At 62.7% G+C, this 21,468-nt stretch carries 19 protein-coding genes; 14 read left to right on the top strand and 5 right to left on the bottom strand.

The window, feature by feature from the left end; genetic code table 11:
• The first annotated feature begins 199 nt into the window (after positions 1 to 199).
• Entirely contained in the window at positions 200 to 595 is a 396-nt protein-coding gene (locus tag ACE03M_RS18265) for a hypothetical protein (RefSeq protein ID WP_485935436.1), read from the top strand.
• 499 nt (positions 596 to 1,094) lie between these two features.
• Here the strand turns inward: ACE03M_RS18265 and ACE03M_RS18260 are convergent, their stop codons facing one another.
• Together ACE03M_RS18260 and ACE03M_RS18255 are read right to left on the bottom strand one after the other, a co-directional pair.
• Positions 1,095 to 2,627, bottom strand: a complete 1,533-nt coding sequence (locus tag ACE03M_RS18260) for a hypothetical protein (RefSeq protein WP_485935435.1) — start codon at positions 2,625 to 2,627, stop codon at positions 1,095 to 1,097.
• 47 nt (positions 2,628 to 2,674) lie between these two features.
• Entirely contained in the window at positions 2,675 to 3,121 is a 447-nt protein-coding gene (locus tag ACE03M_RS18255; RefSeq protein WP_485935434.1) for a hypothetical protein, read from the bottom strand.
• Positions 3,122 to 3,395: 274 nt separating this feature from the next.
• On the opposite strand from ACE03M_RS18255, the gene ACE03M_RS18250 reads away from it, so the two are divergent.
• The 3 genes from ACE03M_RS18250 to ACE03M_RS18240 all read left to right on the top strand — a co-directional run bounded on the left by ACE03M_RS18250 (position 3,396) and on the right by ACE03M_RS18240 (position 7,776).
• Positions 3,396 to 4,604, top strand: coding sequence for an acetyl-CoA C-acetyltransferase (locus ACE03M_RS18250; protein WP_485935433.1), 1,209 nt, complete (start codon positions 3,396 to 3,398; stop codon positions 4,602 to 4,604).
• Between the two features lies 1 nt (position 4,605).
• Positions 4,606 to 6,777: a 3-hydroxyacyl-CoA dehydrogenase NAD-binding domain-containing protein gene (locus ACE03M_RS18245; protein WP_485935432.1), complete on the top strand. Its 2,172-nt coding sequence runs from the start codon at positions 4,606 to 4,608 to the stop codon at positions 6,775 to 6,777.
• A 78-nt stretch (positions 6,778 to 6,855) separates the two neighbouring features.
• Positions 6,856 to 7,776 carry an NADP-dependent oxidoreductase gene (locus tag ACE03M_RS18240; RefSeq protein WP_485935431.1) on the top strand — a complete coding sequence of 307 codons (921 nt, stop codon included), beginning with the start codon at positions 6,856 to 6,858 and terminating at the stop codon, positions 7,774 to 7,776.
• A 6-nt stretch (positions 7,777 to 7,782) separates the two neighbouring features.
• Here the strand turns inward: ACE03M_RS18240 and ACE03M_RS18235 are convergent, their stop codons facing one another.
• Complete coding sequence (locus ACE03M_RS18235; protein ID WP_143922084.1) at positions 7,783 to 8,415, bottom strand: TetR/AcrR family transcriptional regulator; 633 nt, start codon at positions 8,413 to 8,415, stop codon at positions 7,783 to 7,785.
• 127 nt (positions 8,416 to 8,542) lie between these two features.
• On the opposite strand from ACE03M_RS18235, the gene ACE03M_RS18230 reads away from it, so the two are divergent.
• The 4 genes from ACE03M_RS18230 to cls all read left to right on the top strand — a co-directional run bounded on the left by ACE03M_RS18230 (position 8,543) and on the right by cls (position 15,019).
• Complete coding sequence (locus tag ACE03M_RS18230; protein ID WP_485935430.1) at positions 8,543 to 10,156, top strand: carboxyl transferase domain-containing protein; 1,614 nt, start codon at positions 8,543 to 8,545, stop codon at positions 10,154 to 10,156.
• An 8-nt stretch (positions 10,157 to 10,164) separates the two neighbouring features.
• A complete protein-coding gene (locus ACE03M_RS18225) occupies positions 10,165 to 12,183 on the top strand; it encodes an acetyl/propionyl/methylcrotonyl-CoA carboxylase subunit alpha (protein WP_485935429.1) in 2,019 nt (672 codons plus the stop codon).
• 43 nt (positions 12,184 to 12,226) lie between these two features.
• Positions 12,227 to 13,399, top strand: a complete 1,173-nt coding sequence (locus tag ACE03M_RS18220) for an acyl-CoA dehydrogenase family protein (RefSeq protein ID WP_143922081.1) — start codon at positions 12,227 to 12,229, stop codon at positions 13,397 to 13,399.
• A 147-nt stretch (positions 13,400 to 13,546) separates the two neighbouring features.
• Positions 13,547 to 15,019, top strand: a complete 1,473-nt coding sequence (gene cls, locus ACE03M_RS18215; RefSeq protein ID WP_485935428.1) for a cardiolipin synthase — start codon at positions 13,547 to 13,549, stop codon at positions 15,017 to 15,019.
• 114 nt (positions 15,020 to 15,133) lie between these two features.
• Here the strand turns inward: cls and ACE03M_RS18210 are convergent, their stop codons facing one another.
• Positions 15,134 to 16,117 carry a hypothetical protein gene (locus tag ACE03M_RS18210; RefSeq protein WP_485935427.1) on the bottom strand — a complete coding sequence of 328 codons (984 nt, stop codon included), beginning with the start codon at positions 16,115 to 16,117 and terminating at the stop codon, positions 15,134 to 15,136.
• 224 nt (positions 16,118 to 16,341) lie between these two features.
• Positions 16,342 to 17,163 (bottom strand): HAD-IIA family hydrolase, encoded by an 822-nt coding sequence (locus ACE03M_RS18205; RefSeq protein ID WP_143922078.1) that lies wholly within the window; start codon positions 17,161 to 17,163, stop codon positions 16,342 to 16,344.
• Positions 17,164 to 17,300: 137 nt separating this feature from the next.
• Here ACE03M_RS18205 and ACE03M_RS18200 point away from each other — a divergent pair, with 137 nt between their 5' ends.
• The 6 genes from ACE03M_RS18200 (at position 17,301) to ACE03M_RS18175 (ending at position 21,444) form a co-directional block, all read left to right on the top strand.
• Complete coding sequence (locus ACE03M_RS18200) at positions 17,301 to 17,645, top strand: ArsR/SmtB family transcription factor (protein WP_485935426.1); 345 nt, start codon at positions 17,301 to 17,303, stop codon at positions 17,643 to 17,645.
• 23 nt (positions 17,646 to 17,668) lie between these two features.
• Entirely contained in the window at positions 17,669 to 18,154 is a 486-nt protein-coding gene (locus ACE03M_RS18195) for an SRPBCC family protein (protein ID WP_485935425.1), read from the top strand.
• Positions 18,155 to 18,289: 135 nt separating this feature from the next.
• Positions 18,290 to 18,811, top strand: a complete 522-nt coding sequence (locus tag ACE03M_RS18190; RefSeq protein ID WP_143922075.1) for a MaoC family dehydratase — start codon at positions 18,290 to 18,292, stop codon at positions 18,809 to 18,811.
• Between the two features lie 8 nt (positions 18,812 to 18,819).
• Positions 18,820 to 19,623 carry an HpcH/HpaI aldolase/citrate lyase family protein gene (locus tag ACE03M_RS18185; protein WP_485935424.1) on the top strand — a complete coding sequence of 268 codons (804 nt, stop codon included), beginning with the start codon at positions 18,820 to 18,822 and terminating at the stop codon, positions 19,621 to 19,623.
• A 16-nt stretch (positions 19,624 to 19,639) separates the two neighbouring features.
• Positions 19,640 to 20,311, top strand: a complete 672-nt coding sequence (locus ACE03M_RS18180; RefSeq protein WP_485935423.1) for a peptide deformylase — start codon at positions 19,640 to 19,642, stop codon at positions 20,309 to 20,311.
• A gap of 11 nt (positions 20,312 to 20,322) precedes the next feature.
• Positions 20,323 to 21,444 (top strand): hypothetical protein, encoded by a 1,122-nt coding sequence (locus ACE03M_RS18175; protein ID WP_485935422.1) that lies wholly within the window; start codon positions 20,323 to 20,325, stop codon positions 21,442 to 21,444.
• Positions 21,445 to 21,468 lie beyond the last annotated feature (24 nt).

Below are 21,468 nucleotides of genomic sequence, written 5' to 3'. Positions count from 1 at the left end.
CAGGTAGGTTCACGAGGGTCGCTAAATAGTGGCAATCTAACTTGTGGAATACCTCAAAGGGAAAACTGATGAAGCCGATGAAAGCTCAGGTGCCACTCGGAGCTGCGGCCGTATAAGTGGGGCGGACCAATGCGTCAGTCTCGTTCAAAGGCAAAAACATAATCACCTCATACACCTCATGCCCGGCAGAGAAGCGCGAATGACCAAGAAGATCCGAGACTTAGACTACGTTCTCGCCGGACGCCTGGCCGACATGGTGGGGGCGGTAGGAGACCGTGAAGTTCGTGGCCCTGAAATGACATTCCCGATGCGTGACAGTGAAGGGTCTCTTGTGAGTTTCAGCCTCAACGTCCAGGGACTCGCAGACGAAGTTGAGGCGAACAGTACAGACGCGGTCGTCGCGATGGGAAACAGTCGTGGAGCACGGCATGCAGCGCTCGCGCGTATCGCAAACCGTATCCTCGAGGACCATCACGAAGACTGGGATACGGCTTCCGGTGGTGAAGTCGTGTACCACGATGGCAATTGCGAACCGATCGTAATCGACATGGAGAACTTCCCAACCAGGCGACGTAATTGGAGTCATCTCGTGTAGAACAACCCTCGGGCCGGCATAGCCTGGGTGGGTGTTTATGGGGGGATTCCAGCCGTGCCTGATTCTCCGCGTGTCGTCTCTGGTAACGCTGCCGTGCCCGGTCACAAGCTTCGTGCGTGATCGCAAGACACTTCGACGCGGCTGAACTCGGCACGACAATCGCCTTGCCGAACCCCTCAGCCCCATGATGCTGCCGCAAAGGCACCCTCACCAACATCATCCCCAGCCACGGATTCGACACCAGCATCCTCATCATCGGCGACCTCCAGCACGTTGTTCTCAACGGCGTGACCGTGCACGTCGAACAGACCGTCGTGGTCATCGGACTATGAGCACCGTTGATGAGACGGGCTCGGGGCCCAGGAAGAGCCAGATCCTATCTAAGTGCCGACCCGAGGGGCAGTTTGGCAACCGTCCGAACGTGGGCCTCAAAGTCAGCAGTGTCCACGGCGGCAACAGCAAGTACGCAAAGTAGGCCGGGCAACGTAACCCAGGCCCCCTATGACCGCGTGATCTGAGTGCTGAATCTCCGATCGAAAGCACCGGTCACGGCGAGGGTGCCGATCAATGCTGCGACAAGGATGATCAGCAGGACGACAAGCGTCGGCACCAGTTCTCCAGCCAGATGTCTGCTTCCGCCGATGAGCATCGTGGCACTGGACCACCAGTCCGAATGGCTGGGGTCGAGAAGATTCACCACGGTGTTCCAGACGGTTCCCCAGACAACAGCGCCGACAGCGACTACGACTCCGGCCAGCACCCCCAGAGTGTCGGTGACGGCGAGGATGACGATCACTGCAGTCAGGCAGACGAGACAGAGGAATCCGATGATCGCGATCAGTCGGAGACCCGGGTAGGCGCCGAGGCTGTCGACGATGTTTCGTCCCAGCCATGCCGTACTGACGGCGGCCGCCGTAGTCAGTGCGAGTGTCCCGGCGGCGGCCAGTCCGAATTTCTGGCTCAGCAACGTTCTTCTGGGGAATGGTCTCTGAGGTGACAGCGATCGCCCTGGCCCGATGATCGCGACCTGCAGTCCCGCCGCCCGATTGACGGTCGCCGATGACAGTATGGCCAAAGTGACCGCGGCGAGGATAAGTGCACTGATGATCGCGGAGATTCCGGCACTGGTCGACGACTGTGGAGCGTGCGATTGGGAGGATGCGGCATCTGTGGCGGAGGACGTGGCAACGGGGTCGGACGGCGAGGCAGCTGCCGTTGCAGGTGCAGAGGGCTGGACATGAGGCGAAGGACTGCTCTCATCCGTTTTCTGGCTGAAGTAGTCGACGGCCGGTGGGCCGCTGACATTCTCAACGTTGATGTCGAAGGGCCGCTCGAAGGCGCGTTGGGCCTCTTTCGAAGTACGTGGGCAGGTCTGCTCCCCGGTCTCGCATCCGAACTTCTCGGCAACGATGCGAATCTGCTCGGAGACATGCTCCTCCGCTTGGCGGATGACCTGATCCCGGTATTGGTTGAGAACGAACTTGTCTTCGTTCAGTGCCTGCGGACTTGCCAGGACAGTGATCGTGTAGCGCGGGGCGTCGATGTCACCGCGATAATACGCTCTGATGTCGTCGATGGCCTGCGGAGTGAGGTCCTTCGGCAATAGGACTGCGAGCACCGAAGTCCCATCCTTCACCTGAGCGCGGGCGGCGTCAGGTGAAAGCTCGCGTTCAGTCGTGGAGAAGTCGGGAGGGACCGCGCCCTGCTCGAGCCTGGTGAAGAACTGATCCGAAAATGACAGGTAGTCCGTCATTGCGCTCTGGATCGCCGGCATCTCCCGCGGTTCGTCGTCCGTGCCGACCGCAATTGAGAAATTCGGGGGTGAGCTAGGTGGATGTTCCGCTGTCGTCGGAGCGGGGGTGGGAGTCTGGCCTCTCTCGTCGGCACCCGCCCGTTCGATGGTGCCGAAGAGAGGAACGAGGACGGACAGAGCTATGACATACACGCACAGCGAGGCCATGATCGGCCAGAAGTACATCCATCCTGCCCGTCCCCGAGACAGAATCGAGGTCACCGCGAAGAATCGACGCATGGTTCATCTTCTCACCGACCGGCGATTGTTCTACGAGCCCAGGCGGCCTACTTCTTCTTGGGTTTGAACGAGGTCGAGCATTTCCAGGTCGTTTTGCCCTTCTTCGCCACTACGGTCACCGACACCTTTTTGCCTGGAGTCGCTCCCGAAATGTAGTACTTGAGGTTCGCAGCACCCCTCGTCGAAGCAGTCGCCTTCTTCTTGGTCTTCGTCGTCTTGTAGTGCGCGGTCGTGGTGACCTTCGCTTTCGCCCCAACCTTGGAAACCTTCACCACGGTGTTTGAGTACTGCCGCGGTTTCGAGATCGACATCTTCGCCGCACATTTCTTCGTGGCGGCCTCGGCGGGAGGGGCATCGAGCGCGATTGGACCAGCGAGCAGTCCCGCAGCCAATGTCAGCGCGAGGAATTTAGAACCCATGCGCGAGCGCGCACTGTGGGAAGCAGCGGGCGCAGTTTGAGCCGCTGTGAATCGGGCAGGAATGATCGAGGTCATGATTCTCCAGGAAACTAAGAGCGTGAGGTTTCATTATTATAAACACTTCGCCCGTGATTTAAAGGTCACGGAAAAGTCACACCCTGTGAGTGCCCCGTCACAGTCGCTGCCGGGTGTTTTCGTGTTGACCATCACAAGCAACTGGTATTGAATGGTGGAGTGAATGTTACTGAACGATCGATCAGCCGATGAGGCTGAACGGGCGTCATTGACGTATCCACGGTCGAAGTCACGAACGTGATCGTCGACCGTTCTCTAGGACTGTGAGGAACAGATGAGCGAAGCGTACATCTACGACGCAGTGCGCACCCCGCGCGGAAAGAACCGCGGCGGAGCCCTGCACAGCGTCAAACCAATCGATCTTGCGACAGGGCTCATCGATGCCCTGCGCGAACGCAACCCCGATCTCGACGACAAAGCGATCGACGACATGGTCTTGGGCGTTGTCTCACCCGTCGGTGAACAGGGCGGAGACATCGCCCGCACCGCGGCGCTAGTCGCAGGCCTCGATGAATCCGTCGCCGGTGTACAGGTCAACCGGTTCTGCGCATCCGGGCTCGAGGCGGTCAACATCGCAGCTCAGAAGGTCGGCAGCGGATTCGAGAACCTCGTCCTGGCAGGCGGTGTCGAATCGATGTCGCGCGTTCCCCTCGGGTCCGACGGAGGCGCATGGGCACAGGACCCGACGACGAACTTCGACACCTACTTCGTGCCCCAGGGCATCAGCGCTGATCTCATCGCAACCACAGAGGGATTCAGCCGCACCGATATCGACGAATTCGCCGAGGAGTCGCAGAAGCGCGCCGCCAACGCCTGGAAGAACGGCTATTTCGAGAACTCGATCGTCCCCGTCAAAGACATCAACGGTGTGACCCTGCTCGACACCGATGAGCACATGCGTCCCGGTTCGACGGTGGAGTCCCTGTCGAAGCTGCCCCCGGCCTTCACCAAGGTCGCTGCGCAGACAGGCTTCGACGAGGTTGCTCTTCAGAAGTACCACTGGGTCGAGGAGATCGACCACGTCCACACCGCAGCGAACTCCTCGGGAATCGTCGACGGGGCCAGCCTCGTCATCATCGGCGACGCCGAGGTAGGTCAGACGATGAGTATGAAGCCGCGCGCTCGCATCGTCTCCACTGCCGTCACAGGATCCGAGCCGACCATCATGCTCACCGGTCCCACACCCGCGACTCAGAAGGCGCTGGACAAGGCCGGACTGACCGTCGAGGACATCGACCTGTTCGAACTCAACGAAGCCTTCGGTGCAGTGGTCCTGAAGTGGATGAAGGACCTCAACATTCCGCATGACAAGGTCAACGTCAACGGCGGAGCAATTGCCATGGGCCATCCTCTGGGTGCCACCGGTGCCATGATCCTCGGCACCGTCCTCGACGAACTCGAACGTCGCGATCTTCAGCGTGGCCTCGTCACGCTGTGCATCGGCGGCGGAATGGGCATTGCGACGATCATCGAAAGGGTCTGACATGACGAACACTGAAACGACTTACTCCCATTCCACTGACTCGGACGGAATCGTCACCGTCGTCCTCGACGACCCGAATTCCAAGGTCAACACGATGAACGACCATTTCAAGGATGCCTTCGAGGGCGTCGTGGACTGGCTCGAAGCAAACGTCGATGACATCACCGGCGTCGTCCTCGCCTCGGCGAAGAAGACCTTCTTCGCAGGTGGAGACCTCAATAAGCTGCGCGCCGCCGACCCTGAGAATTCGGAGGCCGAAGCCGCACTGACCAACCACATGAAGGCGGTCATGCGCCGCCTCGAGACGCTGGGCAAGCCCGTCGTCGCAGCCATCAACGGTGCCGCACTCGGAGGCGGCCTCGAGGTCGCGCTCGTCGCACATCACCGCATTGCAGCGGAGGACGTCTCCAGCCTGCGGGTTGGATTCCCCGAAGTCTCCCTGGGCCTCCTGCCCGGCGGTGGCGGTGTCGCCAGAGCCGTACGCCTGATGGGCCTCCAGAACGCACTGCAGAAGGCAATCCTGCCGTCGACGAAGTTCAAGGCAGCCGAGGCTCTCAAGCTCGGCCTCATCGACGAACTCGCCCCCGTGGCCGAGCTCGAAGATCGTGCCAAAGCCTGGATCAAGGCCAACCCCGAGGCGACTCAGCCCTGGGACGTCAAGGGCTTCAAAATCCCAGGCGGATCACCCACCTCACCGTCACTGGGTGCGATGCTGCCCGCGCTGCCTGCCCTGTTGCGCCGCCAGACCAATGGTGCGCCGATGCCGGCACCACGTGCGGCAGTCGCCGCCGCCGTCGAAGGCGCCTACGTTGATATCGACACGGCCCTGGCCGTCGAAACCCGCTACTTCATCCACCTCACTCACACCCCCGTGGCGAAGAACATGATCAAGGCGTTCTTCTTCGACCTCGGGCACATCAACTCAGGCGGCTCGAGGCCCGATGGCTTCGAACCGCGCCAGGTGAAGAAGCTCGGCGTCCTCGGCGCCGGAATGATGGGCGCCGCGATCGCCTACACCGCAGCCAAGGCCGGCATCGAGGTCGTCCTCAAGGACGTCAAGATCGAGGCCGCAGACAAGGGTAAGTCCTACGCGCGCAAGCGTGAGGAATCAGCTCTGGCCAAGGGTAAGACCACAGCGGAGAAGAGCAAGGCCGTCCTTGATCGGATCACGCCGAGTGCTTCGGCCGATGACTTCGCCGGCGTCGACTTCGTCATCGAAGCGGTCTTCGAATCGGTTCCCCTCAAACAGCAGGTGTTCCAGGAGATCCAGGACGTCGTCGACTCCGACGCGGTGCTCGGCTCCAACACCTCGACCCTGCCGATCACCGACCTGGCCACCGGAGTCGAGCGCGATTCCGACTTCATCGGCGTCCACTTCTTCTCGCCCGCCGACAAGATGCCCCTGGTCGAGATCATCCGTGGTGAGAACACCTCTGATGAGACTCTGGCACGCACCTTCGACCTCGTGCAGCAGATCAAGAAGACCCCGATCGTCGTCACCGACAGCCGCGGCTTCTTCACCTCCCGTGTCATCGGCACATTCATCGCCGAGGCGGTCGCCGCCGTCGGTGAGGGCGTGGAACCGGCATCAGTGGAACAGGCCGCACTGCAGGCCGGGTACCCGACCGGTGCCCTGCAGCTGCTCGACGAACTGACATTGACTCTGTCACAGAAGATTCGGAAGGAGACCGAAGAGGCCATCGAAGCCGCCGGAGGAAAGCGCGAGAACCACCCCTCCGATGCGGTCTTCGACTGGATGGTCGAGGAAGCCGGACGAACAGGCCGTAAGGACGGCGCCGGATTCTACGAATACGACGAGGACGGCAAACGCGGCAAGCTGTGGTCGGGCCTGCGCGAGAAGTACGACTCCGGTTCCGCGACCCAGCCCTTCGCAGACCTGCAGGAGCGGATGCTCTTCGCCGAAGCGATCGAGACGATCAAATGCCTCGACGAGGGAGTGCTCACCTCTGTGCCAGATGCGAACATCGGTTCGATCTTCGGCATCGGCTTCCCCGCCTGGACCGGTGGCGTGCTCCAATACGTCAACCAGTACGAGGGCGGCCTGAGCGGTTTCGCCGAACGGGCGAAGGAACTTGCAGCAGCCTACGGTGACCGGTTCACACCGCCGGCTTCGCTCGTCGAGCGTGCGAAGTCGAACGACACCTACGAGTAGGAACCGCACGCAGGAATAGGTCGGCGGCCTTTCGGTGTTCATCAGCTATCCACTGATGACTACCGGAAGGCCGCCGTTATGCGTGCAGCAGTCTACGACCAGTACACCGATGACTTCGACGACATCACGGTCCGTGATGTCGATGACCCGAAAGTCCCGCCGGCATCCGTGCTCATCGAGGTCCGGGCAGCGGGTGTGAACCCGGTCGACTGGAAACTCGTCGGCGGTCACCTCGATCCGGTCATGCCGACCCAGTTCCCGGTCACTCCCGGCTGGGATGTCGCCGGGGTTGTCATCGGACTTGGTTTCGACACTCCGGAATTCTCCATCGGCGATGAGGTCATCGCATACGCCCGCAAGGATGTGCTGGGCGGGGGCACCTTCGCAGAGAAAGTCGCGGTGCCCGTCCACGCGGTCACCGCCAAGCCGAAGAGCCTCAGCTGGGAACAGGCGGGCGGACTGCCGCTGGCCGGCGGCACTGCTCTGCGCACCCTCGAGGCGCTGGGCGACATCAACGGAAAGACCGTACTCGTCCACGGGGCATCCGGGGGAGTGGGCGGCTTCGCCGTCCAGATCGCGAAGGCTTTCGGTGCCAGAGTCATCGGCACCGCGTCGGAGGTCAATCATGACTACCTGCGCACGCTCGGCGCCGAACCGGTCACCTACGGGGACGGACTCAGGGATCGTGTTCTCGAGATCGCGGGCGGCCCGATCGACGGGGTCGTCGACTTCGTCGGAGAAATGCTCGAAACCACCCTCGCGGTACTGAAAGACGGCGGAGCACATGCCTCCGTCGCAGACCCTTCAGTGGCCGAACACGGAGGACGCTACATCTGGGTGCGCCCATACGGCTCGCAGACCGCGCGGGTGGCCGAACTCGTCGACTCGGGCGAGCTCACGGTCAAAGTCGCCGACACCTACGGTCTCGACCAGGTGCCCGAGGCGTTCAAGGCCAGTGCCACCGGCCATACTCGCGGAAAGATCGTCATCGTCCCCTGAACGACGTCAGGCGATACCCAGCGCCGCGCACGCGGCGGCGCGCAATTCGACCCCGACCACCTCGGCGCTAGAACGCCTGGCCTGGTATGGGGTCGAATTGATCATGCCGAATACTGCGTGCACACGTACCGTCGCGGCGTCGATCGACCAATCCGGGTTGGCCCGAGCCACGACCTCAGCCCAGTGGCTGACATAGCTTCTCTGCAGGCGACGGACCGTGCGCCGTGAAAACTCGGGAAGTGCCGCGAGGTCGCGATCCTGAATCCGAATGAGCTCGGGCTCGCTCATGGCGAAGGCGACGTGGAAATCGATGAGCTCGTCCAGCGCCGAGGTGGCCGCGTCGTTCTCATGACGGGCGATGATCGCGTCCCCGCCCGAGTTCAGATACTCGGAGATTCCGACGAGCAGCTCCTCGAGGACCGCTTCCTTCGATTCGAAATGGCGATACACCGCCGGGGCGGAGATACCGGCACCCTTGCCCAGATCATCGAGGCGGACCCCGTGGAAACCATGCTGAGCGTAGAGGGTCTTCGCTACCGAGAGAAGCTGCTCACGACGCGCGGCCTTCGCCGCTGCGCGGGTGGTCCTCGCGGATCCCGTCTCTGCCGTCGCTGAGCGCGTAGATGCCTTCAGCTCCATATCCGTCACCTCATCTCCCTCGTTCGCACCCGGCTTGAAGTCTGCTCGATCGTGCGCATTGTCACAATGGCCTTTGAGCAGTATCATAGCAGTCAGTTAACAAATATTAACTGAAATGGGGAGTGGAATGAGAGCAGTGGGAACTGCGGTCAGTCCGGCAACGGGGCAGGCGAACGCCGCGGCCCATGCCGAACTCATCGCTGAACTCCGGGAGCGGATCCGGGCCACGGCCCTGGGCGGGCCCGAAAAATCCAGGCAGCGCCACATCGACCGCGGCAAGCTGCTTCCACGCGAGCGCGTCGAGAATCTCCTCGACCCGGGCACAGCGTTCCTCGAGCTCTCGCCCCTGGCAGCCAACGACATGTATGACGATGCCAGTCCCGGAGCGGGAATCATCACGGGCATCGGCCGCGTCAACGGACGCGAGTGCATCATCGTCGCCAACGACGCCACGGCCAAGGGCGGGACCTACTATCCCGTCACGGTGAAGAAGCACCTGCGCGCCCAGGAGATCGCGAAGGAGAACAATCTCCCGTGCATCTACCTCGTCGATTCGGGCGGAGCCAACCTGCCGAACCAGGACGACGTATTCCCCGACCGTGAGCACTTCGGCCGGATCTTCTTCAACCAGGCCACGCTCTCCGCCGCAGGCATCCCACAGCTGGCGGCCGTTCTCGGTTCCTGCACAGCCGGCGGTGCCTACGTTCCGGCCATGGCCGACGAATCGATCATCGTCAGCGAACAGGGCACGATCTTCCTCGGCGGCCCACCGCTGGTCAAAGCAGCCACAGGTGAGGAAGTCAGCGCAGAGGACCTCGGCGGCGGAACACTCCACTCACGCGTCTCCGGAGTCACCGACCACCTCGCGGCCAATGACTCCCATGCCCTGGAGATCATGCGCGACATCGTCTCCACGCTGGGACCGAAGCCGGCGGCCAACTGGGACATCGTCGAAGCCCGCGAACCGCTGCACTCTCCCGAGGAGCTCACCTCGGTCGTTCCCGTCGATTCGAGGACTCCCTACGATGTCCGCGAGGTCATCGCCCGCCTCGTCGACGGTTCTGAACTCCACGAATTCAAAGCCGAATACGGCACCAGCCTCATCACCGGCTTCGCCCACCTCGATGGACACCCGGTGGGAATCGTGGCCAACAACGGCATCCTCTTCGGCGAGTCCGCACAGAAGGGCGCCCACTTCATCGAACTCTGCGACCAGCGCAGCGTGCCGCTGATCTTCCTGCAGAACATCTCGGGCTTCATGGTCGGCCGCGACTACGAAGCCGGCGGCATTGCCAAGCACGGAGCGAAGATGGTCAACGCCGTCGCCACCGCTCGCGTGCCCAAGTTCACCGTCGTCATCGGCGGCTCCTTCGGCGCCGGCAACTACTCGATGTGCGGTCGCGCCTACTCGCCTCGCTTCCTGTGGATGTGGCCCAACGCCCGCATCTCCGTCATGGGCGGCGAACAGGCCGCCAGCGTGCTCTCAACGGTCAAACGCGACCAGATCGAGGGCCGTGGCGAGACCTGGAGCGCGGAAGAGGAAGACACGTTCAAACAGCCAGTCCGCGATCAGTACGAAGCTCAGGGCAACCCGTACTACTCGACAGCACGCCTCTGGGATGACGGAATAATCGAACCCACCGACACGCGCCAGGTGCTGTCCCTGGCACTCGAACTCGCCCGTTTCGGACCCATGGAACGCCCGCTGAATGCCAGCGGCTACGGCGTTTTCAGAATGTGAGCTCATCCATGTTCAATACCGTACTCATCGCCAACCGCGGCGAAATCGCGCTGCGCGTCATCCGCACCTGCCGTCGACTGGGCATCAGAACAGTCGCCGTCTACTCCGACGCCGACGCCCACGCCGCCCACGTCAAGGCCGCCGACACCGCCGTGCACCTGGGTCCCGCCCAGGCCTCGGAGTCATACCTGCGCATCGACAAGGTCATCGCCGCGGCCAAAGCCACCGGCGCCGAAGCGATTCACCCCGGCTACGGATTCCTGTCCGAGAATGCTGACTTCTCTGCCGCATGTGACACCGCAGGAATCGTCTTCCTGGGCCCCGGTGCCGAAGCCATCCGCACCATGGGCGACAAGATCACCGCGAAGAACGCCGTCTCCCAGCGAGGTGTTCCCTTGGTGCCTGGCACCAAGGACGCCGCCATGAGCAACGAGGCCCTCCTGGCGGCTTCGGCCGACATCGGCTTCCCGGTGCTCATCAAACCCTCCGCCGGTGGCGGTGGCAAGGGCATGCACGCGGTCTTCGAACCCTCCGGACTGTCCGCAGCACTGGACACCGCCAGACGTGAGGCCGCGAGTTCCTTCGGCGATGACACGCTGTTCCTCGAACGCCTCGTCGCGACCCCGCGTCACATCGAGGTCCAGGTGATGGCCGATGCACACGGAAATGTCATCCACCTCGGCGAACGCGAGTGCTCCCTGCAGCGCCGCCACCAGAAGGTCATCGAGGAAGCTCCTTCGGCATTGCTCGACGAGGCAACCCGGGCGCGGATCGGCCAAGCTGCCTGTGAGACCGCGAAGTCCGTGGGCTACCGCGGGGCAGGCACGGTCGAGTTCATCGTCGGTGCCGACCGTCCCGACGAGTTCTTCTTCATGGAGATGAACACCCGGCTGCAGGTCGAGCATCCGGTGACCGAAGAGGTCACGGGCATCGACCTCGTCGAGCTCCAGCTGCGCGTCGGGGCAGGTGAAGAGCTGGCCCTGAGCCAGGACGACATCACGATGACCGGTCATTCGATCGAGGCGCGCATCTACGCAGAGGATCCTTCGCGCGGATTCCTGCCCACCGGCGGTCGGGCCCTCGACGTCGTCTTCCCCGAAGGCGAGGGCATCCGCGTCGATGCCGGGCTCGAAGCCGGACAGACGATCGCCTCGGACTACGACCCGATGATCGCCAAACTCATCGTCCACGCCCCGGACCGGGCGTCAGCCATAGCGCGCCTCGATGCTGCTCTTGCCGCCTCGGCTGTACCGGGAATAGTCACGAACATCGACTTCCTGCGCACGCTCATCAACCTCGACGCAGTGGTCTCCGGCGATCTCGATACCTCACTCATCGACAACCTCAGTGAGGACCAGCTCGCGCATGCACCGAGCGAGAACGACCGTCAGCTTGCCGCTGCGGCCGTGCTCGTCACCGGGGGCAAGGCCGGCACCGAACTGACCGGAGCGATTACGGCAGCTCAGCTGCCGCAGAACTCCGCGACCGCCTCGGCGTGGGGGAGGCCATCTGCCTGGCGGACCTCACGCCCGGACTTCCGTCCCACCGTGGCGCTGAGCTCCGGAGGAGATGTGACCGAAGTGGAATCACACGTCGGCGATGTCTTCGTCGATGGCAGCGGCCTCTGGCACCTGACGATCGACGGAGTTCAGCGCACCGCACGAGTGTTCTCCGATGCTCGCGATCGCAGCATCTGGGTCAGCAGCGACCAGGGCGTCTACGCGTTCTCCCGGCCCCAGGCCGATACGTCCCTGACTCCGGGGCTCGACGGCGCCGAGGTGCTTGCCCCGATGCCCGGATCCGTCGTCGAGGTCAGAGTGGAGTCCGGAGACCACGTCGATCAGGGCGATCCGATCGTCGTCGTCGAGGCGATGAAGATGGAGCACGTGCTCACCGCACCGGCCACGGGAATCGTCACCGTCACCGCAGTCCAGGGCGTCCAGGTCGGCCTCGACGAGGTGCTCGCCACCGTCGTCGACGAAGCCGCCGCAGAAGCAGCCGACGAAGCAGCAGCAGCAAGCAACTGACCATCCGAAACTCACTGACCACGCATACAGCGGGGAGGAAATCATGACAGCTTTCGTTCCGGGCATGCTGCCCGAAGAATACGAAGACCTGCGAGCCGGCGTCGCGAAGTTCGCCGACGAAGAAGTCGCGCCAGTATCCGCCGAACTCGATGCCAAGCACGAATTCCCCTACGAACTCGTGAAGAAGATGGGGCAGATGGGCCTGTTCGGTCTGCCCTTCGACGAAGAGTACGGCGGCATGGGCGGGGACTACTTCGCGCTGACACTTGCCATCGAGGAGATCGCCCGCGTCAACCAGTCGCTGGCCATCACGCTGGAGGCCGGAGTCTCCCTGGGGGCAATGCCGATCTACCGATTCGGCACCGAGGAGCAGAAGCGCGAATGGCTGCCGAAGCTCACCGATGCCTCCGGGCTGGCCGCCTTCGGCCTGACCGAACCGGAAGCAGGATCCGACGCCGGCGGCACGCGGACCAAGGCCACCTTGGAGAACGGCACCTGGACGGTCAACGGCGGAAAGTGCTTCATCACGAACTCGGGCACCGACATCACGCGTCTGGTCACAGCCACCGCCGTGACCGGAACCCGAACCTCCGGCTCCGGCCGCGAGGTCCCCGAGATCTCGACGATCATGATCCCGACGGGCACCCCCGGCTTCACCGCCGAGCCCGCCTATGACAAGGTCGGCTGGAACTCATCGGACACGCACCCGCTGACCTTCGACAACGTGCAGGTGCCCGAAGCCAACCTGCTGGGCGAACGCGGTCGCGGATACGCGAACTTCCTGCGCATCCTCGACGAGGGCCGCATCGCTGTGGGCGCGCTGTCCGTCGGTGCCGCCCAAGGCTGTGTCGACGAATCCGTGAAGTACGCGAAGGAGCGTCAGGCCTTCGGCAAGCCGATCTCCGACTTCCAGGGGATCTCCTTCAAGATCGCCCGGATGGAGGCCCGCGTCGTCGCAGCCCGTTCCGCTTACTACCTCGCGGCATCGCGCATGATGGCAGGACTTCCCTTCAAGAAGGAAGCCGCGATTGCGAAGATGGTTGCCGGCGAGGCCGCGATGGACAACGCCCGCGACGCCACGCAGATCCACGGCGGCTACGGCTTCATGAACGAATACCTCGTCGCCCGCCACTACCGTGACTCGAAGATCCTCGAAGTCGGCGAAGGCACGACCGAGGTCCAGCTCATGCTCATCGCCCGCGAACTCGGCATCTGAGCTCAGCCGCAATCACACCGCCCGCCGAGGCGGCTCGATACTTCCGTCCGGAGGTGCAGGGCCACCTCGGCGGGCGGTGCTGTCATCTGTCTGGGGCGGGCTCCGTTAGTGTGGAACAGAGGATAAGCCGAGTACAGGAGGGTGTGCGTGGATCTCAGTGTCGTGGCGTCCGTCCTGGGCGTGGGATGGATCGTCGTCGAATACGCGGTGAAGATCATCGCCGTCGGAGTCGTCCCTGAGGACCGCAGGCCCTCGTCGTCCTCGGCCTGGCTGCTGCTGATCCTGTTTGTGCCGATCGTCGGGATCCCGCTGTTCCTCATGCTCGGCAGCCCCTACATCAACCGACGGAGGGCTCGCATCCAGGCCCAGGCCGATGAGCTCATGCACGAAGGTGCCGACGATCTGCCCGACGTGCCTCGATCGCTGCAGACCGCCCCCGGCTTCGTGTCGATCGCCCAGCTCGGGCGCAGACTCACGGCCCTGCCGATGGTCACCGGCGACAGCCACGGTGTCATCTCCGACTACGAGGCCAGCATCGCGCGGATGGCCAGCCTCGTAGACGAGGCCCGCGAATACGCGCATGTCGAGATCTACATCATGGCCTGGGACTCGACGACCGACGTCTTCTTCAGGGCCCTCGAACGTGCCGCAGACCGGGGCGTGAAGGTCAGAGTTCTCTTCGACCACATCGGCTCTCGCAAGTATCCGGGATTCCACCGTCTGGGCAAGCGCCTGACCACCGGCGGAATCGACTGGCACCTTATGCTTCCCTTCATCCCCTGGCGCGGCAAGACCAGGCGCATCGATCTGCGCAACCACCGCAAGCTGCTCGTCGTCGACGGGAAGAAGGCGATGATGGGATCGCAGAACATGATCGACTCCTCGTACCTGAAGAAGGCGAACGTGAAGGTCGGGCGGGCCTGGCACGACATCATGGTCGAACTCTCCGGACCCATCGTCGCCGCCGTCGAAGCGGTGTTCGCCACCGACTGGTACACCGAGTGCGGAGAATCCCTGGGGATCAGGTCCTATGAGCGCGACGCTTACGAACCAGATGTGGGCGGCCAGACGAGTGCCATGCAGCTCGTGCCCTCGGGCCCCGGCTTCACCACCGAACCGAACCTCAAGGTCTTCAGCTCGCTGATGTATCTGGCACAGAACCGATTGGCGATCGTGAGCCCGTACTTCGTGCCCGATGAATCCCTGCTGGCCGCCGTCGTCACCGCCGCCGAGCGCGGGGTCGCCGTTGAACTCTACGTCAGCGAACAGGCCGATCAGTTCATGGTCGACTATGCCCAATCTTCGTACTACCGGTCGCTGCTCGAGGCGGGGGTGCGGATCTTCCTCTACCCGAAGCCGCAGGTTCTGCACACGAAGTGCCTCATCGTCGATGACGAGTACGCGGTGATGGGGTCCTCGAATCTGGACATGCGCTCATTCGGCCTCAACTATGAGATCAGCCTGCTGACTACTGGCGGAGACCTGGTCGACGATATCGCTGAGGTGGTAGTGGACTACCAACGCACGAGCCGTGAGCTCTCCCTCGAGGAATGGGAGCAGCGACCCTATATTCGCCGCTACCTGGAGTCCGTGATGAGGCTGACCTCGTCGCTGCAGTGAGTCTGTGGCGGCCGCGTCAGCCCGAATCACATGCCCCCAGCCCCCAGCCCCCAGCCCCCGGCGATACGCGGGCTGCGCGTCGAATAGCGGTTGTGCACGTGCGTGTTTCGACGCTTAACCCGTTTTGCCGCGAGTGATGGACTGCACTGTCTTCTCGATGCTTCGTTTGATCTCGGAGAATATCCGGGGCCGGAACAGGTCGCCGAAGGTCAGGTTGAACACAGTGAATCCGGCGTTGAGCAGGTTCATATTGCGCTGGTGATTCCTTTTCGCAGCTTCATCGGGGCCATTGGGATCGAGGTAGTATTTTCCGACTCCGTGCACTTCCACGACCACCGGTGCCTTCTCGTTGCGGAAGTCATTGCGACCGATGAACTCCCCGGAATCAGTGAAAGCGTCGAGCTGAGGCACCATCCCCGTGATGCCGTGTCGATGGAACTTCACCGCACAGAAGGCCTCAGCCGACGACTCGTAATCAGCGTCGGAGAGCTTGAGCGCCAGTTGGGCTCTCCTGCGACCGCGCTGGCCTTTGACCAGCTGTTCTTCTATGTCCTGGAGAGACGCCGATCCGGCGCGCAATGCTTGGGAGATGAGTGGCACTGAGACTTCGAGTGAATGGTCGAGAGCAAGGTCGGCGAGTGTGCGCGCCAACGTGGTGACCGGATAGGCGAAACTATCGGCGGTCTCCTCGGCTGAGAGATCACGAGAGTAGATGTAGAGGCTGTTGTAGTTGCGGGTAGGAGACCGCCTCGAGATCTCGACCTTCGGCGTTGCCGTGAGGATCGGGTCGAGGCCGTGGATGAGCGCAGCCGAGATATGCGAGAACACATCACCTGGTTGAACCGAATCACGACGGCAGGCGATCTGCAGCCGCAGTGTCTCGGCATGGTCCCTGATGTCGCCGTAGGCTCTGGGGAACGTCGTCTCCTCAGCCTCAGACAGGTGCGCTGCTGCCTTCTGGTGCTCCTGATCGCATTTGCGAGTAATCACATAGCGGCCTCTCCTGACCTTGCGCAGGCAGCACCGTGCGGACTCAGCTAACTGGGCTCGAGTCATGCCGAGTTCGCGGAGCTGCTGGGCAGTCAGCACTTGAAACATGGAGTCAGTATGCGCTCGAACTGCTCTAAGTGCAATCAAACATCATCAAACAGTCTTAAACTGCACAGTTGCGTGCGGGGAAGGTTCTCGTTGAAAATCGGGCTGTACGTCGAAAACCATATGTGCACATGAGTTTTTCGACACTCAGCCCGTTGTTCGCCGGAGGTCTCTGATCGCGAGCCTGTGTTTCGACGCTGGGGCCGTTTCTCGGTCGGCAGGCGGCCTCAGGCGGAGCCGGTGACGTCTGGTCCCAGCGTCCCTCGCTGATCCAGTGGGACGTCAAGGAGATCGTGAACGCCGTTGACGATCTCATTGGGGCGGAATGGGAAGCGGCGCACATCCTCGGCGGTGGAGATCCCCGAGAGGACGAGAACCGTGTGCATGCCGGCTTCCATCCCGGCGATGATGTCGGTGTCCATCCGGTCGCCGATCATCGCGGTGCTCATCGAGTGAGCGCCGATCTGGTTGAGCGCGGAACGAAACATCATGGGATTGGGTTTGCCCACCACATAGGGGTCTCGGTTCGTGGCCTTCGTGATCAGCGCGGCGATGGCGCCGGTGGCAGGGAGGACGCCCTCGGGGCTGGGGCCGGTGGCATCAGGGTTGGTCACGATGAAGCGTGAACCGCCGTCGATGAGGCGGATCGCCTTGGTGATCGCTTCGAAGGAATAGGAGTGGGTCTCGCCGACGACGACGAAATCCGGATCCTTCTCGGTCATGATGAACCCAGCTTCATGGATCGCCGTGGTCAGTCCCGCCTCGCCGACGACGTAGGCGGTGCCGTGCTCGACCTGATTGGACAGGAAGTCGGCAGTGGCCATCGCGGAGGTCCAGATCTTCGATTCGGGAACGTCGAGGCCGTTCGACCGGAGCCTGGCAGAGAGGTCCCGAGCGGTGTAGATCGAATTGTTCGTCAGCACGAGATAGGGGATCTCTGCCTGTCGCCACTGTGCGAGAAGCTCGGCCGCGCCCGGTAGGGGATTGTTCTCCTTGACCAGGACACCGTCCATGTCGGTCAACCAGCATTCGATCGAATCGCGATCCATGTCTCTCCTGAAGATAGTCGTTGAGCCGATGCCACCAGCCTAGCGGGTCGACGCGTCCGGTCCGGTTCCGCAGAAAACCCTTGACAGTCGATTGCATCGGCGTATTGTAGTAATTACTTAATTAAGGGATTGCTGAAATGAATTTGGATTCTGTGTTCGGTGCTCTGGCTGATCCGACTCGGAGGGCGATGATCGATCGTCTGCGAGCAGGCGACCTCAGTGCAGGAGAGTTGGCTGAACCGCTGACCATCAGCAGGCCGGCGGTGTCGCAGCATCTCAAAGTGCTCGAGAACGCTGGGTTGATCACCAGGGCCAAGAGCGCACAACAGAGAATCGTGCATCTCAACGCCGAACGGCTGTCAGGCGCAACTGACTGGCTGCTAGCCGCACGCGAGGACTGGGGGCAGCGATTCGACTACCTCGACCAGGTGCTGGTTGGGGATCAGCATTCCGAGGGGCGGACCGAGCAGACAGATGATTGATCAACTCAAGGAGGAGAACCATCATGAACAAGAACAGCATGTCCGCCAACAGCACCCCATCCGCCACCGACGAACCGGGTTTCACCATCGTCCGCGACTTCGCGGCATCACGCGAACGGGTCTGGGATGCCTGGACCAGCCCCGATGTCATGGCTCGCTGGTATCACCCGGAGGGACTGCACACCCCGCGGGAATCGGTGAGCGTCGATCTCAGAGAGGGCGGAATCTACGCCTACACGATGATCGTCGACGAGACCGGTGAGGAGTTTCCCACCGGCGGGAGGTACCGCCACGTCGAGCCACCTCGGCGATTGGACTTCACCTGGGGGAAGCAGGGTGACGAGGACATTTCTCCGCTTGTGAGCCTCGAGTTCGAGGAGATCGACGAGACGACGACGCGGATGACCTTTACGCTCACAGGGCTCCCGAGCGACTCCGGCGCCGTCGACAGCGTCTTCGACGGGTGGACTTCCGCTTTCAACGTCTTGGAAGCCGAGATCGCTGGGTGAGACTCCGACGGATGGTGACCCGGGTTCCGGCAGGCGGACCCGGGTCACTTGTCGTTCGGCCCCAGGCGATAAGCTCAAATCACGACAAGTGGTCAGTGACACACGGCGATCAGCAGTGACACAGAGGAGTGACGCATGAGTGAGCAGAAAGTCATCGAACAACGAGGCCTGTGGCTGGACGAGATGGAAGTCGGCGCGATCTACAAGCACGCGCCCGGCCGGACCATCACCGAGGCGGACAACACCTGGTTCACCGCCGTGACCATGAACACGCAGGCTCTGCATCTTGACGCAGCCTTTGCGGCGACCGAGCCCTTCGGCCAGCGACTCGTCAACTCGATGTTCACCCTCTCCACCCTCATCGGACTCTCGGTCACACAGCTGACTCAGGGCACGATCGTGGGCAACCTCGGCTTCTCCGAGGTCTCCTTCCCTGCTCCGCTCTTCCACGGCGACACCCTGTATGCGGAGACGACGATCCTCGACAAGCGCAACTCGAAGTCCAGGCCCGGCCAGGGCATCGTGACCCTGGAGCACCGCGGCTACAACCAGGACGGGACCCTCGTCGCCAAGGCCGTGCGCCAGACCATGATGTTCGACTCCAGTCACGCCGACGAAGCAGTCGAGAAGAACACCCAGCCCGAAACCGGAAAGTGAGCACCACGATGGCACTCGAATTCAAGCCCGCCTGGCTCTTCGTCCCCGGCGACCGCCCCGACCGCTATACGAAGGCAGCCGAACGCTCAGATATCGTCATCCTCGACCTCGAGGACGCGGTCAACGACGCCGACAAGGCCACCGCCCGCGAAGCGATCATCGACTACCCGCTCGACCCCACACGCACAGTGGTCCGCATCAATGCCCGGGATTCGGAGCACCTCGGCGAGGACCTGAGGATGCTCGCCAAGACCGAGTACACGGCCGTGATGCTGCCGAAGTCCGAGCACGCCTCCGACCTCACGGTCCTCGGCGACTACCAGGTCATCGCACTGATTGAGACGGCCCTGGGCGCAGTCAACGTCGCCGAGATCGCCGCCGCACCCAACGCCTACGCACTCATGTGGGGATCCGAGGACCTCATCGCCGACCTCGGCGGTGGATCGTCGCGCACTGCCGACGGCGGTTACCGCGACGTGGCCAAACACGTGCGCAACTCGACCCTGCTGGCCGCCCGCGCACACGGAAGATTCGCCCTCGACTCGATCTGGGCGAACATCCCCGACCTCGACGGGCTGGGGGAGGAAGCCGAAGACGCCGTGCAGTCCGGTTTCAGCGGCAAGGTCTCCATCCACCCCAATCACGTTCCCGTCGTCCGCGATGCGTTCCGCCCAAGTGAGGAGCAGCTGACCTGGGCGAAGGCCGTGCTCGAACTCGCGAAGACCGAGAAGGGCGCCTTCGCCTACGAAGGCAAGATGATCGACGCACCCTTACTCAAACACGCCGAGCTCATCGTCGCTCGGGACGTGTGAGCCGGTCGAAAGGGCCATGACCATGAATGATGCCGATGCGCTCATCGCCACTCAGATCCGCTCCGTGCTCGCCGCGGCAGAGGCAAGCGGGGGAGTGGCCCCGATCGTCGAAGCCGGCGACCCGATCCTCCGCTCGGTGACGCGCCCCTTCGATGGGCAGGTCGATGATGCGGAACTGGCCCAGCTCGCCGAGGTGATGCGGGCAACCATGCTCGCCGCCCCAGGCGTGGGATTGGCTGGTCCGCAGGTGGGCATCGGTCTGTCGATGTTCGTGGCCGAAGACCCCGGAAGTCTTGACCCTGAGACCGCCGAGGTGCGGCAGCGGACCCCGATGCCCCTGCGCGTCGTCCTCAACGCCGACTACACCCCCGCCACCTCCGAGGACGTCGCGTTCTTCGAAGGCTGCCTCTCGATCCCCGGCTACCAAGCGGTCGTGGCCCGGCCCCGCGAGATCGAGCTGAGAGGCCAGGACCTCAAGGGCACGCCCATCGCCGAGGTGGTCTCCGGTTGGTCGGCACGCATCGTCGCTCACGAGACCGATCACCTCGAAGGCATCATGTTCCTGGACAAGGCAGAGATGCGATCCCTGTCGACGAACACCTCGGTCGCGAGGTTCTGGAGCCAACCGTCCACGCAGAAAGCCGCCGCCGAGCTCGGGTTCACCCTGCCCAGCGGCATGCTCATGTGACAATTGCTTCCATGCGTCTTCCCGATATTCCCGAACGACATCGCCGACTCACTCGCATCATCGCTGCGGCGGGAACGGGTGCTCTCGCGCTCGTCCGGCGACGTGACTTCGCCCCCGAACATGAATCGACAGCAAGGTTCGGCAACGCACTCGCTTCAGCCGGCCTGACGTGGATCACCGGTACGCAGGCTTTCCTCGGCCGGGCGGGTGACGAGTTCGATCGAGGAGCGGTGTTCGGCCCGTTCGGGAAGAATGCAGGTGAGCCGGTCCGCTACTCGACCGCAGACGAACACTTCGACGAGAACGCGACGGCGAGGTCGCAGGCCTTCCTCAACGCCACGACTGCCGCAGCCTCCGGGGTGATCAGCTGGAGCCTGTGGGGCTCGACTCAGAAGATCACAGAAGCCATCGACGCACGGCTGCCCGCGGGAATGGGGCGAGGGCTGAGCGCCGTCGCCAGCGGATCACTCGTCGCACTCAGTGCAGCTGTCATCGACAAGCTCGAAAGCTGGGCCTGCGAAGACCGTGAGCAATTGAACTACGGCCAGGTCGAAATCGACCTTCCGGACCATATCCGCGCTTGCATCCTACGGCTGCTGTCTCAACCTCACCCCATGTCGGGGCAGGCCGCCGAGGCTGCACGAGCACAATTCGATTCGGCCCGATTCTTCGTCGGAGTCACCTATCCGAGCGCACTTCATTCGGGTACTGATCCGGTGACCGTGAATTCCGGACAACTGGCCCATCTGTTCGACGATGAAGACATCACGAGCATCGACGTCTATCCGAGCGCAGCGAGTCCCAAGGCAGTTCCCGCGACTCAGACGTACCCGGTCATCGGCGTGAGGACGAAGGAGTCGCAGCCGACGATGGAGTTGCGGCTCGAGTTCATCGACGGATATCTCAGTCGGCTCGAATTCTCGGAACGGGACGCCGAGTCGATTCCTCTGCTCTCCGACGATCTCCCGGCCGATTCTGGCATCGGAACTCTCCACCCGGACGGCGTGGACGTCGGCGCAGAAGGAGTCGGGTATTGGAGCAGCCTCGACATCACGGAGACAGAAGACGAGTTCGTACTGTTGTCGGAATGGCCCGACGCAGCCGATCTGACGTTCCGTACCGACAGGGAATAACCTGCGCGTCTCATCGTTGTACGG

It is taken from the genome of Brevibacterium sp. AGC70, from assembly GCF_057334195.1.
Note: the sequence above shows the minus strand (reverse complement) of the source record. Positions and strands in the feature narration are given on the sequence as shown.

Coding starts and splice junctions, on each gene's coding strand:
- ACE03M_RS18245 (WP_485935432.1), top strand. CDS start 4,606: ATGACGAACACTGAAACGACTTACTCCCATTCCACTGACTCGGACGGA.
- ACE03M_RS18200 (WP_485935426.1), top strand. CDS start 17,301: ATGAATTTGGATTCTGTGTTCGGTGCTCTGGCTGATCCGACTCGGAGG.
- ACE03M_RS18230 (WP_485935430.1), top strand. CDS start 8,543: ATGAGAGCAGTGGGAACTGCGGTCAGTCCGGCAACGGGGCAGGCGAAC.
- ACE03M_RS18180 (WP_485935423.1), top strand. CDS start 19,640: ATGACCATGAATGATGCCGATGCGCTCATCGCCACTCAGATCCGCTCC.
- ACE03M_RS18240 (WP_485935431.1), top strand. CDS start 6,856: ATGCGTGCAGCAGTCTACGACCAGTACACCGATGACTTCGACGACATC.
- ACE03M_RS18210 (WP_485935427.1), bottom strand. CDS start 16,117: ATGTTTCAAGTGCTGACTGCCCAGCAGCTCCGCGAACTCGGCATGACT.
- ACE03M_RS18190 (WP_143922075.1), top strand. CDS start 18,290: ATGAGTGAGCAGAAAGTCATCGAACAACGAGGCCTGTGGCTGGACGAG.
- ACE03M_RS18205 (WP_143922078.1), bottom strand. CDS start 17,163: ATGGATCGCGATTCGATCGAATGCTGGTTGACCGACATGGACGGTGTC.
- ACE03M_RS18185 (WP_485935424.1), top strand. CDS start 18,820: ATGGCACTCGAATTCAAGCCCGCCTGGCTCTTCGTCCCCGGCGACCGC.
- ACE03M_RS18250 (WP_485935433.1), top strand. CDS start 3,396: ATGAGCGAAGCGTACATCTACGACGCAGTGCGCACCCCGCGCGGAAAG.
- ACE03M_RS18225 (WP_485935429.1), top strand. CDS start 10,165: ATGTTCAATACCGTACTCATCGCCAACCGCGGCGAAATCGCGCTGCGC.
- ACE03M_RS18265 (WP_485935436.1), top strand. CDS start 200: ATGACCAAGAAGATCCGAGACTTAGACTACGTTCTCGCCGGACGCCTG.
- ACE03M_RS18255 (WP_485935434.1), bottom strand. CDS start 3,121: ATGACCTCGATCATTCCTGCCCGATTCACAGCGGCTCAAACTGCGCCC.
- ACE03M_RS18220 (WP_143922081.1), top strand. CDS start 12,227: ATGACAGCTTTCGTTCCGGGCATGCTGCCCGAAGAATACGAAGACCTG.
- ACE03M_RS18235 (WP_143922084.1), bottom strand. CDS start 8,415: ATGGAGCTGAAGGCATCTACGCGCTCAGCGACGGCAGAGACGGGATCC.
- ACE03M_RS18195 (WP_485935425.1), top strand. CDS start 17,669: ATGAACAAGAACAGCATGTCCGCCAACAGCACCCCATCCGCCACCGAC.
- ACE03M_RS18260 (WP_485935435.1), bottom strand. CDS start 2,627: ATGCGTCGATTCTTCGCGGTGACCTCGATTCTGTCTCGGGGACGGGCA.
- ACE03M_RS18175 (WP_485935422.1), top strand. CDS start 20,323: ATGCGTCTTCCCGATATTCCCGAACGACATCGCCGACTCACTCGCATC.